Origin of the sequence: Muricauda brasiliensis (assembly GCF_003057865.1) — a bacterium.
GTDB lineage: Bacteria > Bacteroidota > Bacteroidia > Flavobacteriales > Flavobacteriaceae > Flagellimonas > Flagellimonas chongwuensis.
Genome location: NZ_QBTW01000001.1, coordinates 95,774 through 111,385 on the forward strand (window position 1 = coordinate 95,774; position 15,612 = coordinate 111,385).

Annotated in this window: 12 protein-coding genes; 2 read left to right on the top strand and 10 right to left on the bottom strand. The window is 39.6% G+C overall.

All coding sequences use genetic code 11. The features are described 5' to 3' along the window. Positions 1-57: 57 nt before the first annotated feature. The 6 genes from DCK90_RS00450 to DCK90_RS00475 form a co-directional block, all read right to left on the bottom strand. Positions 58-1,065 carry a DUF4198 domain-containing protein gene (locus DCK90_RS00450; RefSeq protein ID WP_108244206.1) on the bottom strand — a complete coding sequence of 336 codons (1,008 nt, stop codon included), beginning with the start codon at positions 1,063-1,065 and terminating at the stop codon, positions 58-60. Positions 1,066-1,206: 141 nt separating this feature from the next. Continuing rightward, entirely contained in the window at positions 1,207-3,759 is a 2,553-nt protein-coding gene (locus DCK90_RS00455) for a M1 family metallopeptidase (protein WP_108244438.1), read from the bottom strand. A gap of 78 nt (positions 3,760-3,837) precedes the next feature. After that, entirely contained in the window at positions 3,838-4,602 is a 765-nt protein-coding gene (locus DCK90_RS00460) for a hypothetical protein (protein WP_108244207.1), read from the bottom strand. 82 nt (positions 4,603-4,684) lie between these two features. Next, a complete protein-coding gene (locus DCK90_RS00465; RefSeq protein ID WP_108244208.1) occupies positions 4,685-4,927 on the bottom strand; it encodes a hypothetical protein in 243 nt (80 codons plus the stop codon). Between the two features lie 60 nt (positions 4,928-4,987). Continuing rightward, positions 4,988-5,689: a response regulator transcription factor gene (locus tag DCK90_RS00470; RefSeq protein ID WP_108244209.1), complete on the bottom strand. Its 702-nt coding sequence runs from the start codon at positions 5,687-5,689 to the stop codon at positions 4,988-4,990. Then, a complete protein-coding gene (locus DCK90_RS00475) occupies positions 5,682-6,956 on the bottom strand; it encodes a sensor histidine kinase (protein WP_108244210.1) in 1,275 nt (424 codons plus the stop codon). Before DCK90_RS00475 ends, DCK90_RS00470 begins: the two co-directional genes overlap by 8 nt. A gap of 273 nt (positions 6,957-7,229) precedes the next feature. Between DCK90_RS00475 and DCK90_RS00480 the strand changes: the two genes are divergently transcribed. Continuing rightward, positions 7,230-7,973, top strand: coding sequence for a tyrosine-protein phosphatase (locus DCK90_RS00480; protein WP_108244211.1), 744 nt, complete (start codon positions 7,230-7,232; stop codon positions 7,971-7,973). Positions 7,974-7,976: 3 nt separating this feature from the next. Here the strand turns inward: DCK90_RS00480 and DCK90_RS00485 are convergent, their stop codons facing one another. The 4 genes from DCK90_RS00485 to DCK90_RS00500 are packed head-to-tail and all read right to left on the bottom strand — an operon-like array spanning position 7,977 to position 14,244. Beyond that, positions 7,977-10,358 (bottom strand): GumC family protein, encoded by a 2,382-nt coding sequence (locus tag DCK90_RS00485; RefSeq protein ID WP_108244212.1) that lies wholly within the window; start codon positions 10,356-10,358, stop codon positions 7,977-7,979. Positions 10,359-10,394: 36 nt separating this feature from the next. Beyond that, positions 10,395-11,156: a polysaccharide biosynthesis/export family protein gene (locus tag DCK90_RS00490; protein ID WP_108244213.1), complete on the bottom strand. Its 762-nt coding sequence runs from the start codon at positions 11,154-11,156 to the stop codon at positions 10,395-10,397. Between the two features lie 11 nt (positions 11,157-11,167). Further along, positions 11,168-13,114, bottom strand: a complete 1,947-nt coding sequence (locus DCK90_RS00495) for a polysaccharide biosynthesis protein (RefSeq protein ID WP_108244214.1) — start codon at positions 13,112-13,114, stop codon at positions 11,168-11,170. After that, positions 13,111-14,244, bottom strand: a complete 1,134-nt coding sequence (locus DCK90_RS00500; protein WP_108244215.1) for a DegT/DnrJ/EryC1/StrS family aminotransferase — start codon at positions 14,242-14,244, stop codon at positions 13,111-13,113. Before DCK90_RS00500 ends, DCK90_RS00495 begins: the two co-directional genes overlap by 4 nt. Positions 14,245-14,557: 313 nt before the next feature. Between DCK90_RS00500 and DCK90_RS00505 the strand changes: the two genes are divergently transcribed. Then, positions 14,558-15,592: an NAD-dependent epimerase gene (locus tag DCK90_RS00505; protein WP_108244216.1), complete on the top strand. Its 1,035-nt coding sequence runs from the start codon at positions 14,558-14,560 to the stop codon at positions 15,590-15,592. The last annotated feature ends 20 nt before the right edge of the window (positions 15,593-15,612 follow it).

A 15,612-nucleotide genomic window follows, 5' to 3' on the forward strand; every position in this document is an offset into this window, starting at 1 on the left:
TTGGAAAAAACAGTGTGGTTAAAATAAATGTTTTAGTCCTTATGGCTTTTATAGGCATTATTTCTTCTTTTTAAAGTAGAAGAAAAGACCAGCAACAATGATCAAACTAACAAGAAGAAAAATGTAGCTAGGAAAACTTTCTTCTTCATGTGCGTGATGGTCATCTTTGGTACCGCTACCATGTGCTGCACTATGCCCAGAACCTATCGCGAAGGTAAGTGTGGCCCAATTGGACTCGTGGGTGAGACCCTCTTCCTCCGACTGTACCATATAAATGGTTCTCATATGCCATACTCCTGCATTGGTTATTTCAAACTCTAAAATACCAGTGTCATCAGTACGAAGTTGCAAACCAGAATTATGGTCATGGTCCGGGGTTTCCCCACTTTTATGCGTATGCGGTTCCCCTCCATCATGGCTATGCTCAACCATACTGCTTTCTCCAGATACATCCGTACCAATAATGACCAACTGGTTGACCAATGGTTCTCCTTTGTATAGCAATTGAACCTTTAAAGAATGGCCTGGGTGAATATCATAGGGATTTTCCTTTGGAACAAATTCAATAGGGTATCCTAAAACAGTTCCCCAATCGTTGGACAACTCCTCTCCTACTTGAAAAATGGTCTTCACGTGCTTGGAATATTTCTCAACCGCATCCTGGTCCAAAGCGTTGTTCTCTTTTCTCCATTCCAACATGTCTACAACTCCATCGTGCTCTAAATAATCGTTGAACGATTTTGCATCCAATGCGATATTATTTGCTGCAGTTGAAACACCTGCCACCCAAGTACCTGGAGCACCTGTCTTAAAATTCAAAAATGTAATACTGTCCTTTTCGGTCCATTGAGTTGAATCTACTTGGATACGCCGACCATTCCCAACCAAGCTCATATCGAGCATACGGTTCCTGTCGATAACATTTTCACTCTTCTCAAAAGTGCCGTTAAATAGTTGGATTACTGCCTGTGTATCAGGCTCAAGGAAATAATTGTCCATTTTTAGGAACATATCGTGACTACATAATAGCACGATGGCCAAAACGCCAAAAAAAGCTTTCTTCATTATGATTTTGTTTATTAAAGATTAGGTGGTGAAATCAATTCCCGACCTTGTGATACAAATATCCACAAATCATCTATTTTGTCCATACTCAAAATTTCAAAAACATAAGAATATCGTCCGTTTTGAGGTTCAGATAATCGGCTACATATTTACAAATCGATAGAGATCATCGGAAGCTTGCAAGAGTTTTCCTTTTAATGAAGGTTCAAGGTCCGGGTGACTCTTCAGGTATTCTTCTACCATTTGATAAGCTTCCTTGGACTGATATTGTCCAACCGTAGCGGACAACCACCTTTTGGGAAAGAAAATGTCTCCTGTCCTTTGAATCTCCTCCAATAAGTCCAATGCCAACGGAAGTTGTTGTATTGCGGTTTTTTGTCTTAACGGATGGTGCAGATATCCACAGGCAGTACCTACCCAAGATTCTTTTTCTCTGTTTTTGGCATCCTTGAAAGATTTAAAGAGGGTCTCTCTTACGGCAACATCGGAAGATAATGCCGGCAACAAAAATTCAAAACGTTTTATCTTATCCGGGTTGTCCAATTCGGTCTTGGCCGTCTCCAAAATTGCTGGAGCCTGTTGGTGATCATATAGGGCAAGTGACATGGCCATATCGGTGTAGTCATCTTGATTGAGCTTTAATTCTGGAATTTTCACTTGCTTGGTCCAAACCGAGTACAGTTTTTCTTTAGCTTTTTCGGAATATGCTAAACCTTTCCAAAGTCCAAAAATATTCTTCTTGATATTGGGCCCATATGTATCCTTAAGCAGTTCGTTCCATAGCAAGTTTTCAACCAATGGCTGTTTTTCCGCTCTCTGTTCTTCGGTAAAGTAACTCCAAAACAATTGTGAAGCTTCACCACTGACCATACCATGAACAAATTCGTTGTCCTCTTGTAGGATTACATCGATGTATAGATCAAAAACCTGAAGAGGAGGGATTTGCCCAGATAGAACGTTCTCATAGGCATTGAGATAGGCATATCCACGTGCGACCTCATCTTTTAGCGTTGGGATTACGTTCAATTTGGACGAATCCAAAGGAAAAATTCCATAGCCAAAGGCATCGGAGTTATAAATTATCGTCTCGGGTCGTGGGAGTCCCTCCGCTAACTTCACATTTACAACACTATCTGATATCGTCACTGGGATGACTCTGATGCTATCCGGATATACCAAGGTTATCTCAAAGGATTGCGGCCATAATTTATCGCTTCCATCTTCTGCTTTTTGAGAAAGTGTAAATCTTGCTATTTTCTCATTTTCATACTCAATCTCTTCTGTTATGATCGGTCTGCCCGATTGATTTACCCATACTTCACTCCAATCTTTTAGGTTTATGGTCGTCCTTTCATCCAAAATCTCCACCAAATCGTTCCACGTAGCATTCCCATAGGCATAGGTCTGTATGTATTCGCGTATACCATCTCGGAAAGCCTTCTCCCCTATTGCAGCCTCCAATTGTCGCATCATAATTGGTGCTTTGTTATATATGATGCCCCCGTAAAGACTACCGGCATTTTTTAGGTTATCCAAATGTTGCCGTATAGGATTGGTACCACGCGTCCTGTCCTCACCGTAGGCACCACGGTAATGGGAAATCATAAACTGGAGCTTATGGTTGATTTCGGGAAAGGTCGGGTTCATGATCTTATCGGCCATAAAATTGGCAAACACCTCTTTCATCCATACATCGTTGAACCAATCCATGGTGACCATATCCCCAAACCACATATGTGATGTTTCATGTGCTATAAGCTTGGCACTGCCCATACGACGGCGTTCCGTAGCACTTTCATCCAAAAAGATAGAAGATTGACGGTATTGAATAGCTCCTACATGCTCCATTCCTCCGTATTGAAACCCCGGAATGGCTGCAAAATCCAATTTCTTAAAGGGAAACTCATGCTGGGTGTAATCTTTTAAAAAATCGATTGATCGCTGATGCAAGTCAAAAATCTTGGCAACACTGTAAGCAATTTTTGCGGAATCTGTTTCACGATAAAGCATTGTCATATCAAACACACCTGGGTTTTCGGTAATCGATTCAAACTTCCCTGCAACCAAAGAAAACAGATAAGTGCTCATAAAATCGCTTTCCTCAAATGAGTAATGTACCGTTTCGCCTTTTAGCTCCGCTTCCTTTAATGGTGCTCCGCAAAGAACTTTCCAATCGGCAGGTGCCATAACATCCACCACATAACGTCCCTTGATGTTGGGCTGATCAAAACAAGGGAACAATGTACTGGCACGATCTGGTACCAAAAGGGTGTATAAATAGTTTTCATTCCGGTTCAAGGACAGTTCCCCCGCATTAAAGGTAATTTCAATCGTATTGGGCCCTTCCTCAAGGTTTTCCGAAATAATAATATGTTCTTGTTGATGAACAACGTCTTGCTCTTGACCATTTACTTGAATGGTTTTTAACAATGAAGCGGCTGCATTAAAATCAAGATATAGGGGTTGCGAAAGATCATTAAGGTCCACATCCAACTTTAATTTTGAGGCTATTGGACGATTTTTATCCGCTGGGATATCAAAAGAAAGTCCATAGACCACATTGGACACCTGGCCAACTCGGTACTCTGCCAGTTGCAGCGGAATACCCTCTGCCAATAAATCTTCTTTTTTTGTTGACTCACAGGAGGTTGAAATTATCAATAAACTCGCACAGGCCAGAATGCTTCTTTTCATAAAACTTGGTTGGTTTCGTTCCCTTTTGCCCATCAAGGTAGCTAAAATCATGGTGATAAAGCATTAAAAAGCAAATACTTAATCTCTTATAACGTAGTTGACTATATCTACTCCCGTATTCCCTGTTTTTGGGTTGTAGGCATAAACAGTGATTTGATAATATCCAGCTTCCTTGATTCCAAAGTGGCCTTGAAAGCTGTTTTGGGACGGATTTTCCAATTTGACCTCCCCTATAATTTCTCCATCTTTTTTGACCATGGCTTTGACTTCCATTAATTTGGAATCCCAAATTCCATCTACTTCTATTGGGCAACCGCACATCATAACGATATGGGCCTCTATGGGCAACCCAGAGGTTGGTATGGATTTCAAATCAATATATTGATGGGTGTTCGGCTTCAAAATGTCCACCACAAAACCGGGTATTTCCAATACTATACCATCTCCTAAAATGTGTTTGCCTGGAATCAACCAAAGTTCCGTACTGGCCTGTACACGCGCATTTTTCTTATTGATTGGTGAAATCACCTCTACGCTTACAAAAGTGGGTTCGGCAATATCCAAAATTGCCATAAACCCGGCAGTTTTATCATCGCTAAGTTTCGTGTAACGTTCATGGGCACTTTTCATGATCAAATCCGTGTTTCCCGTAGCGCCTGTAGTATTGCCCTCGGCCATGATCTCACCGTTCAAACTGTTACGGACGATTATGTGGGCTCCTCCAATGGAACTTCCAACGAACTTGGCATCCTTTGCCTTGGCACGTACCATGAGTTTTGTCTCGGTGGCAAAACCATTTAAACAGATAAGAAGTAATGTTAGGGATAAAATTGATTTCTTCATTTTGGTTGATTTTTCAATCCTAAAATTAAGGCTTTTGAAAAGTTCTCAGGGAGGAAATCCGATTTTTATCCCAATTCAATTGCTACGAACCAATTTGTGAACGTAATCGCTTAAGTTCATCTCTGGCTGCCTGTTTAAGCTGTTTTAATCGATTGGAATCCTTTTTGGGGCAAGATTGTCCCAGATGATATTCGGAGCTTTCTATAACTCTTTGACAATAGGAAATTTGTTCTTGCAAAGGACATTTACAGATGGTCTGGCCGTATAAATTGTCCAATTGGCTCAAGGAAGGGGTCGGGGCACTATTTTTAAAAATCTTCAACATAAATCAAACAGATAATCTCGTCACACAATACTGTCACAAAAATCAAGCCACAGTATTTTGCTACTCGCCCTCCACCCTCAGCATAAATCCACGACGGCTTACATTTACTATGCTCAGTTTGGGGTCGTGCGCCAGATGTTTACGTAAATGCGATATAAAAACATTGAGACTTTTTTTGTTGAAATAATCATTCTTGTCCCAAACCGTGGTCAAGATTTCTTTATGAGTACACAATTGATTTTTGTTCTTTGCCAATAATGCCAAAAGGTCAAATTCCTTTCCTGTCAATTTGATAGGCTTCCCGTTGTGTTTGAGTTCAAAATTGTCCATGTTGAGAACGTAATCACCAATCTCATATTCGGACACTTGAACTTCTTGTTCCTCATCCTTTACCAACCTGGCCAATAATGCATTGATACGCACAACGAGTTCTTCTTCATCTATGGGCTTTTTAAGATAGTCCACAGCACCCAATGAAAATCCTTTGAGAACATCTATTTTGAGTGACCTTGCGGTTAAAAAAATAAAGGGCAGTTCGGGATTGATTCCTTTTATCTTTTGAGACAGTTCAAATCCATCCATATCGGGGAGCATCACGTCTAAAATAGCCAAGTCAAAAACATTGGTCTTGGTTTTTAGCACAGCTTCCGAAGCATCTTTGGCCCAAGTGACCACAAAACCCTTCATTCCTAAATATTCTGATAATAGATACCCTAGGGAATTATCATCCTCAACCAATATCAACTTATACTTTTTATCCATTTTTGGTCAATTTAAAGGACATGGTAAATGTGGTTCCATGTCCCGGTTCGCTTTGCACCGTAATTTTTCCACGGTGTATTTTGATTATTTTTTGCACATAATACAGTCCTAATCCGTATCCTTTTACCTTGTGGACATCTCCATTTTTAACCCGATAATATTTTTTGAAGATCTTGGGCATATCCTCCTTGGCAATACCTTGTCCATTATCGATAATCCTGATAAACAATCGTCCCTTTTGTTTGCTTGCGGTCAATTTTATTTGGGGATTGTCCGAATACTTCTTTGCATTTTCCAATAGGTTGCCCACCACATTTTCCAGATGGAACTTTTCAGCCCTAATAATGTATGGACCTTCTTCGAGTTCGAACTCAAACTGGATTTCTTCGTGCTTAGCCAACAAACTAAAACCTTCGCAAATTCGCTCTAATTCTGGTTTAAAATCGATTTCCTGAAACTGTAACAGTTTATTTCCGGACTCCATGCTGGCCAGCTCCAACACTTTATCGATATGTTTTTTAAGCCTGTTCGATTCGGCCCTGATCAATTCCACCACGGCTTTTTTATTCTCAGGCACATCTTCTTCCAAGATCTTACTTGCCAATCCTATGGAGAATACAGGTGTTTTTAATTCATGTGTCAGGTTATTGATAAAATCGTTCGTGGTAGTATTGATGCTTCGTTGCAAATAAAATGATCTAAGGACCCAGATTACCACTATGATTATCATCAATAAGAATAATAGTCCTGGAACAATCAGTCCTCGCAATTGGCCCAAAAAGTACCTGTTCAAATCTTCAAAACCAATCTCAAGAATAATTTCCTTTTCGAGCAATTCTGGTAAATATCCCTTCACTTTAATTGGGTAAGTAAGGTCTTCTTGCGCTTTGATGTGAGGGCGAACGGAACTCAAATACGTTGTGGAATCGCGGGAATACAGTTTATAGGTAAAAGGGGCATCAATTCCGGAAAGGTTTAATTGGTAAGATATATAGTCATTCAGGTAATATTGGGAGGCCTTCTCTAGGCTATCCAACCCAATCTTAACCTCGGAAGTATCTTTTCTGATAGTGTTCCCTAGTGTATAGGTCAATGAGTTTACCGCTGATAGTTCACTGTTGATATTGTCCCTGGCCCTATCCATTTTATCAGAAAATTGGACACGGGCCAGACCTAGTCCCACTCTCAGATATTGGTATTGCACCACCAACAAACCGACAACTGCGATTATAAAAAAAATAACATAGAGGTTCCTTTTGGTCAGCATACCGCTAAATAAACAAAAATATACCAGCTAATTACCCAATGGTTAACCCTATTAGTCTTTCATTAACCTTTTTGATCTTTCATTAGTTCCTGTGCTTAAACACATAGTTTATATTAGCATTGAGTTTAGTTAAGACATATAAAGTAGCAAATCTTCAAACCGACCTATTCTAGGTCGGTTTTTTTTATTTTAATGCAACTGGAAGCTCTAATTTCATTTTCCGCTATGGATTAAGCTTTTATATACTTTATCTTTGGATTCCAAATTTTATGCATGATAAGTATTTTTCAGAAGAAAATTTACTTGGTCGATTATTTGAGCGGCCTTGTGGATATCCACAACCACATTTTACCTGGTATTGACGATGGCGCCAAAACTATTGGGGATTCGTTGGAGTTAATCAAAGGATTTTCTCATTTCGGTGTGACTAATTTTATATGCACGCCCCATATCATGCACAATTACTATGACAACACCCCTAGTACAATCAAAAAGGCATATGGCCAACTTTCTGATGAATTGCAAAAAAATGATGGATGGCAAGTCAATCTTGAGTATGCAGCAGAACACATGATCGATGATAATTTTGAAAATATCTTAGAAGCCAACAAGGTAATGCCCTTGAGCAAAGACTATTTACTTATTGAAATGTCCTATTTACAGCCATCCTTTAATTTTGATGTGGCTGTTGACCAAATCGCCAAGCACAAATATTTTCCAATATTGGCACACCCGGAAAGGTATATGTACTATCACGGTAAATATGGGAAGTATGCGTCCTTAAAATCTGAAGGAGTATTGTTCCAGCTCAATCTACTGTCGTTGGCCCCTAAATCCTATGGAAAGGCGGTGCATAAAACAACTGAAAGGTTATTGAACGATGGTATGATCGATTTTGTTGGAAGTGATGTCCACAACATCAGACAACTGAAGCTGCTGAAAGAAACCAAAATATCAAAAAAGACATTAGATCATCTCTTCCCGATTATTGAAAATACCATTCAGACGTTTTATTAATCATTAGGAGAAGCTCCACCATTTCTTAACGGACTTTCCGTAACCATACCCATATTTTCCACCATAGCCCAATTCGGATTGCTTTACATTATTGACCACAAAGGATAGTCCTTTTAACTTACCTTCCTCTTTAAGCTTTAACGGAAAATCGATGACCTTAAGTTCAGTAGCACCTGCTTTGACCACATATAGGATTTGGCTGGCGTACTCACTAATAAGCAACGTGTCGGTTACTACCATCAATGGTGCAGTGTCCACAATAACGTAATCGTACATTTTGGATACCTTCTCAAATAATTCGCCCATTCTAGGATTCATCAGTAGCTCTGTTGGGTTTGGCGGTATTTTTCCAGAAAATATAAGGTCTATTTCGTTTTCATTGATGTGTGCCGGAACGGTGATGTCCTGGACCTTTAAGTCAGAATTGACAAGAAACTCTGTTAGTCCTGCCTTTGTACTTCTTCTGGGTTGAACATTCTTTCCCACTTCCACATTTTCGTCACTGGAAAAGAAATCATAAAGCTTAGGGTTACGGATATCAGCTCCCACCAATAAGACCTTCTTTCCAGTATCGGCATAAATCTTGGCCAGATTGGATGAAATAAATGTTTTACCCTCCCCAGGAACGCTGGAAGTTATAAATATAAGATTGTCCGGCTTCGATTTCTGGCTCTTTTGAATATAGTTGAGATTGGTCCTTAAAATCCTCAAGGACTCCGCCAACACTGAACGGTCGTCCTTCTTTACAATCTTTCTGTCTTTTTTTCCAATTTTAGGGAGTTCGGCAATAACTGGGATATTATTCCCTATGACACTTTCCAAATCCTGTTTGCTATTTAAGGTGTTGTCCAATAACCCAGACACATAAATAAACATGAACGGAAGTACAAACCCAAGGAACAAGGCCGCCACATAATTGATCATCTTGTTAGGTGCTACGGGGGCAGAACTGGTGCTATAAGCAGCATCCACAATGGATGATGGTGGAGAAGCTGAGGCAAAGGCTATTTGAGCCTCCTCCCGCTTTTCCAGAAGATATAGGTATAAAGACTCCGTGGTCTCCAATTTCCGTGTAATATCACGTAGTTCGCGTTCATTTCCGGGAGCTGAATAAATCCTACTGTTGATTCGGGATTGTTGCCGAGCCAAACTATTGATCTGCAGTTCCAGGTTTCCTGTGGTATTGTTCAAACTTGAAAGCAAACTACTTTTTAAGGTATTAAGTTCCTTGTCCAAATTTTGAACCACTGGATTCAGATTACTGGAACTTTCCAACAACCTGTTTCTTTCTGCAACCAATTGATTGTACCGTGCGGTAGTTCCTGTAATCGTTTGGTCGGAGAGGCCAAGGTTTGATGGCAAAATTTCATAACCGTCTTGGTTTTCGACCATATCTTTCATGGAAGATGCCATATTCAATTGCAAAGAAGCACTTTCCAACTGTTGCCGGTTCTCCATACCCACACTTAAGTTGATATTGGATTCGGATGAAATATCCGTAATTCCACGATTGGTCTTGAACTCTTCCGCGGATTGATCCACACTGTAAAGATTAGAGTAAATCTCTGTAATACGGGCATCAATAAAATTGGAGGTTTTGTCCGCTGCAATCTTTTTATCCTCAATTGCATTTTCGTTATAAACTGCTATAAGTGCATTGATAATGTCCTGTGCCCTTTGCTGAATCCTGTCCTGAAGGTAAAGGGACAAAATATTAGAGGACCGTTCCAATGGAGTTATTTGAACACGGCCTCGATAACTATCAGCAACCACGGTAGCAGGTCTGATTACAATTCTAAATTCATTATCCTTGTAAATCTTTATGTTTTCAACACTTGGTGTTATAATCATATCTCCCAAGGGAGTTGAAATATTAGATCCAAAAGTGTTTTGTTTATAGGGCTCATCTTCTTGCCTCTTATAACCAAATGTCGCATCTGACATCACGTTTAAATAAAAGCTGAATCCAGATTGACTTACTATGGAATCCGACTCTTTAAAATTCAAATTGAAAGGAGAGTCTTTGTATATCTCAGAATCTAGAATATTACCCAATCTAAAAATTTGTGTGTTCAGCTGAAGCTTTTTTACAACTTCTACAAAATTAGACCGAGATTTGATGATTTCAATCTCATCGATAATCGGATTCATCTGTCCCTGAAAAGCACCCAAATCCTGAAAAACCGCAAGTTCGGGGTTATTGTTTCCCTCCATCTCTATTTTGATTCGAGCCTGGGCATCATAAAGCGGTGCCGTATAGCGATTGTAAAGGAAAGCTATACCCAAACAAAATATAACTGCGAGCAAAAACAAATACCACTTGCTCGTATACTGTCTAATTATTTCCTTGAAATCAATACTTTTAAATGAAAACTTGTTTTCCAAAGATTACTATTTAAGATTTAGAAATGGTATTGTAAATTAATTACGTGTCAAAAACAACGTAGTTGTTACGATTAAAGAAAGTATTGAAAGTGCTATCGTTGTTCTATTGTCCAATGAAGAAGAGACAGCAGCCGATTTGTTTGGTTCTACATAGACCACATCATTTTGTGTGAGGTAATAGGCAGGAGAGTTCATTACATTCTTGGAAGTCAAGTCCAACCTATTATACACCTTTACGCCATCAAAATCCCGAATCACCATCACATTTTCTCTTCTACCTTTAATGGTTAAATCTCCAGCCAATCCAAGCGCTTCCAATATGGTCACTTGTTCTCCAATAATCGGGTATGTTCCCGGACTACGTACCTCACCCAATACAGTTACGGTGAAGTTTCTTAATCTTACATTAATAATTGGATCCTTTAAGTAAGATGAAAGCCTTTCCTTAAGATCAACCTTAAGTTCCTCTGGGGACAATCCCAGTACATTTACTTTTCCAATCACAGGGAATTCGATATCCCCGTTTTTATCGACGATATAGTCCAATGATTCCGATTGTCCGTTGGCCGCAACCCCTATGGTTAGATTAAAAGGAGCACTAGCCTCAGGGTTTAGGGTCGCCACATAAATACTAATCACATCATCCACCTTAAACTTGGGTTCAAATCTGTTTTCGGTAACAATTGTTTCAAAATCCTGTGAATCTTGAAAATACACAACTTTTTTTGATGATGTGCAGGAGACTACAACACAGGCTATGGCAAGCAGTATTATGGCGTGTTTAATTTTTTGATACATCGGGAAAGTGTTTAGTTATTGAATTGAGGATATCCAATCTTAGAGGTTTTCGGTGTTTCCTTTATTGGTGTTTTCTTGTCCAATTTACAAAAATCTGAATTGTTGGATATATATTCCGGAACTATGTCCTTCATTAATTTTACCACATTGTCCTTAAAGAACAAATTGGAAATACAAAGTTCGTCTATCATGGTTCGAGTTCCCACATAATCGATTTCACGCACCTTACTGATCATAATCTTATCATGATAGGTCGGAAGCGTATTTTCTCCATTTGCCAAAAGTTCTTCATAAAGCTTTTCTCCTGGCCTGAGTCCTGTTACCTTTATATCAATATCATCCGGATAATGGAGACCTGAGAGTCGTATCATATTCTTGGCCAAATCCATAATCTTAACGGATTCTCCCATATCAAAAATAAAGATTTCACCACCTTTGCCCATGGCTCCGGCCTCCAATACCAATTGCGAGGCTTCCGGAATGGTCATAAAATACCTGGTAATATCTTTGTGGGTAACGGTCAATGGGCCACCTTTCTCGATTTGCTTTCTGAACAAAGGAATTACCGAGCCATTTGACCCGAGTACATTTCCGAACCTTGTTGTAATAAATTTTGTTTTGCCCTCTTGCTGTCTGCAGCTGATGTACATTTCCGCAATTCGCTTGGTAGCCCCCATAATGTTGGTAGGGTTTACCGCTTTATCGGTTGATACGAACACAAACTTCTCCACTTCATATTCGCAGGCAAGGTCAACAATAGTCTTGGTACCGGCAACATTGATCTTGATCGCCTCATATGGGTTTTGCTCCATAAGGGGCACGTGTTTATAAGCCGCAGCATGGAAAATCCTATCTGGTTGATATTGCTCGAAAAGCACACGCATCTTGTTCTTATCCCTAATATCGCTTACAATTGGAACATAATTGAAAAAGCCGGCCTGTTTCAACTCTTGCTGCAAATCATACAGTGCAGATTCCGCTTGATCGATTACAATCAAAGAGCGATAGTTGTATTTGCAAATCTGCCTTACCAATTCACTTCCTATAGAACCAGCGCCCCCGGTCACCATGATCACCTTGTCATCAAAATCCTTCATCACCTTACTGTTCTTGATCTCAATAGGTGGACGGTCCAATAAATCCTCAATCTGTACACGCTTGATTTGCGAAACCTTGAGCTCTCCATTGATCCAATCCTCTACGGGAGGTACAATCTTTACCTTTACTGGAAGATCTACAATCTCATTGACAAGGATTCTCAATTGTTTGGGGTTGATGCTCTGTATGGAGAAAATTACTTCGGAAATATTGTGGAACTTGACAAAGTCCTCGGTCAAAATCGACTTGTCATATACCTTGACCCCATTGATCTGTTTTCCTACTTTTTGCAAGTTATTGTCCACAAAACCAATGACCTTAGCTCCCATTTTAGAGTGATTGGTCAATGTATTGTAAGTAATGATTCCTGATTCCCCGGCACCATAAATAATCAAGTTCTTTGTAGGTACTTGATTACCTTTCATCAAACTTTCAAATGCAATCTTAAATACCATTCGAGATGCAGACAATGCTATGAATGTAAGCAAACTGTTAATGATTATTATGGACAAAGGGATGGTGAATTTTTCAAAGAACACCATATACCTATTAAACATTACCACCCCGATGGCACCTATACTTGCCAAACATACAGCATTAAAAATAGCGTAAACATCCTTTATACCCGTGTGCCTTACCACACCCTTATAACTACCGGAAATAAGAAATGCCAAAAAGAATAATACTACTACCACCGGCAATTGCATCCACAACTGCTCCACATCAAAATCGAAGCTCAGGTTAAACCTTATAAAGTAGGCAAGAATAAAGGAAAATGAAACTATACAAAGGTCTATCAAAAGTACGGTCCACTTTGATGCGTATCGCTGTCCGGTCCTAAAAAAGAATTCCTTTATCATTTTAGTTCACTTTTGATAATTCCACAAATTCTTTCCAAATCACTGGTCTCCAAACTAGACCCACTTGGCAAACATAGTCCACGGTTAAACAGGTCTTCGCTGACACCGTTTACATACGAATTGTTATTCTTGAATACTGGTTGTAAATGCATTGGCTTCCACAAGGGCCTTGATTCTATGTTCTCGTGTTCAAGGGCAATGCGTATACCCTCCCTGTCCTCAAAAGAAGGGGTTAAAATACATGTGAGCCATCGGTTGGATATACTACCCTTAGGTTCTTCCAAAAAAGTGATTTTGGACTGGTCAGACAGGTGTTCCCTGTAGTATTCATAATTTTTTCTTCTTGCGGCCACTCTATCTCCCAAAACCTCCATTTGCCCTCGCCCAATACCAGCTAGCACATTGCTCATTCTGTAATTGTAACCTATGTGGGAGTGTTCGTAATGGGGAGCATTATCTCTCGCCTGTGTGGCCAAGAAAACTGCCTTCTCCTTTGTCTTTTGGTCTTTGCAAAGTAGGGCACCTCCACCTGATGTGGTAATAATTTTGTTTCCATTGAAAGATAGGATTCCTATGTCACCAAAACTTCCGCAGTTAAATCCTTGATATGAACTTCCCAGGGCCTCGGCACTGTCCTCTATCACAGGAATGTCATATTCCTTTGCTATGGCGTGGACTTCATCCACCTTATAGGGCATACCGTATAAATGTACCGCTACAATGGCTTTGGGTTTTTCACCATTTGCCAATCTATCCTCAATGGCTTCCTTTAATAAGGCAGGGGAAATATTCCAGGTTTCTTCTTCACTGTCCACAAATATAGGCGTGCCACCCAAATAGGTAATCGGATTTGCAGAGGCGGCAAAAGTAAAGCTCTGACAAATTACCTCATCACCATGGCCTATACCTAAAAGCTCAAGACCTAAATGTATAGCTGCCGTTCCAGAACTCAAGCAGGCTGCGTGGACATTGTTACCTATAAAATCTTCAATTGATTTTTCAAACTGTTGTACGTTGGGGCCCAAAGGGGCTATCCAATTGGTTTCAAAGGCTTCCTTTACATAGGTTTCCTCATTTCCGCCCATGTGTGGCGGTGACAACCAAATTTTTTTTAATACTGTGGTTTCCATTATCAGTTTTGGGTTGATATAAGTAGGACAAGAATTTCTTCTCGAAAGTAAATGTAATAGTAAAATTGGGGCTGGAATCCATTTCGCTTTACTATTCGCCAAACACAAAAAATAATCGATTAAGTGTTGGAATGATGGTAAGTTGAAAGAATTACAATCCGGTGAAACGTGAAAATCTCGGTTTACGGCACTGTACTTTTTACAGTGTATACAGAACCCTCCATACTATCTAAAATAAGAACACAAATTAGTTTTACTAAAAAGTAGTCTGCGAATTCCATTAATTCCCCATTTTTGTATAAACTTTTCAACTATGAGAATTCTGGTAACCGGGTGTGCAGGATTTATAGGATATCATCTAACCCTAAAGCTGATTGAAAATGGCCATAATGTGATGGGTATCGACAATCTCAATGACTACTATGATGTCAGATTAAAATTGGACCGTTTAAAAGAGCTCGGAATCGATTCGGATAATGCACTTCATCAAAATAAGACCGTGGCAAGTGATTCTTTTAAAGGCTTCAAATTTGTTAGAATGTCCATTGAAGACCGTGAAAATTTGCCACAATTGTTCGATCACAATCATTTTGATGTCGTTTGCAATTTGGCCGCGCAAGCCGGGGTACGTTACAGTCTTGAAAACCCGGAAGCTTATGTGGATAGTAATATTGTAGGGTTTTTGAATGTTTTGGAATGTTGTAAGAACCATAACATCGAACATTTGGTGTATGCCAGCAGTTCCAGTGTATATGGAATGAACAAAAAAGTTCCCTTTAACACTACCGATTCGGTGGATCAACCCATAAGTCTCTACGCTGCTTCCAAAAAAAGCAACGAGTTAATGGCCCATACGTACAGTCATCTTTATGGGATAAGAACCACCGGGTTGCGATTTTTTACCGTATATGGTCCTTGGGGGCGACCTGATATGGCTATGTTTTTGTTTACGGACGCCATCCTAAAGCATAAACCAATAAAAGTCTTCAACCATGGAAAACTTGAAAGGGACTTTACTTATATAGATGATATTGTACAAGGAATCACTCAAATAGTGGAAAACAGGCATACGGCTGCCTATAATTCCAACAACCTTTATCATCTGTATAACATCGGAAACAGTAAAAGTGTCAAATTGCTAGACTTTATCGAAGCTATTGAAGATGAAATTGGCTTGAAAGCATCTAAAGAAATGATGCCCATGCAACCAGGGGATGTGGAAAAAACGTGGGCCGATGTATCAGGACTGGAAAGAGATTACAATTACCGGCCAAACACACCCATCAAATCCGGCGTAAAAAAATTTGTTGCCTGGTACAAAACGTATTATGGCAATTCAAATGAATAATATGGAATTATAAGCTCGTT

What these genes read in the sequence shown, in the direction of transcription:
- DCK90_RS00450 (WP_108244206.1), bottom strand. Translation starts at nt 1,065, where the DNA reads ATGAAGAAAGCTTTTTTTGGCGTTTTGGCCATCGTGCTATTATGTAGT.
- DCK90_RS00455 (WP_108244438.1), bottom strand. Translation starts at nt 3,759, where the DNA reads ATGAAAAGAAGCATTCTGGCCTGTGCGAGTTTATTGATAATTTCAACC.
- DCK90_RS00460 (WP_108244207.1), bottom strand. Translation starts at nt 4,602, where the DNA reads ATGAAGAAATCAATTTTATCCCTAACATTACTTCTTATCTGTTTAAAT.
- DCK90_RS00465 (WP_108244208.1), bottom strand. Translation starts at nt 4,927, where the DNA reads ATGTTGAAGATTTTTAAAAATAGTGCCCCGACCCCTTCCTTGAGCCAA.
- DCK90_RS00470 (WP_108244209.1), bottom strand. Translation starts at nt 5,689, where the DNA reads ATGGATAAAAAGTATAAGTTGATATTGGTTGAGGATGATAATTCCCTA.
- DCK90_RS00475 (WP_108244210.1), bottom strand. Translation starts at nt 6,956, where the DNA reads ATGCTGACCAAAAGGAACCTCTATGTTATTTTTTTTATAATCGCAGTT.
- DCK90_RS00480 (WP_108244211.1), top strand. Translation starts at nt 7,230, where the DNA reads ATGATAAGTATTTTTCAGAAGAAAATTTACTTGGTCGATTATTTGAGC.
- DCK90_RS00490 (WP_108244213.1), bottom strand. Translation starts at nt 11,156, where the DNA reads ATGTATCAAAAAATTAAACACGCCATAATACTGCTTGCCATAGCCTGT.
- DCK90_RS00495 (WP_108244214.1), bottom strand. Translation starts at nt 13,114, where the DNA reads ATGATAAAGGAATTCTTTTTTAGGACCGGACAGCGATACGCATCAAAG.
- DCK90_RS00500 (WP_108244215.1), bottom strand. Translation starts at nt 14,244, where the DNA reads ATGGAAACCACAGTATTAAAAAAAATTTGGTTGTCACCGCCACACATG.
- DCK90_RS00505 (WP_108244216.1), top strand. Translation starts at nt 14,558, where the DNA reads ATGAGAATTCTGGTAACCGGGTGTGCAGGATTTATAGGATATCATCTA.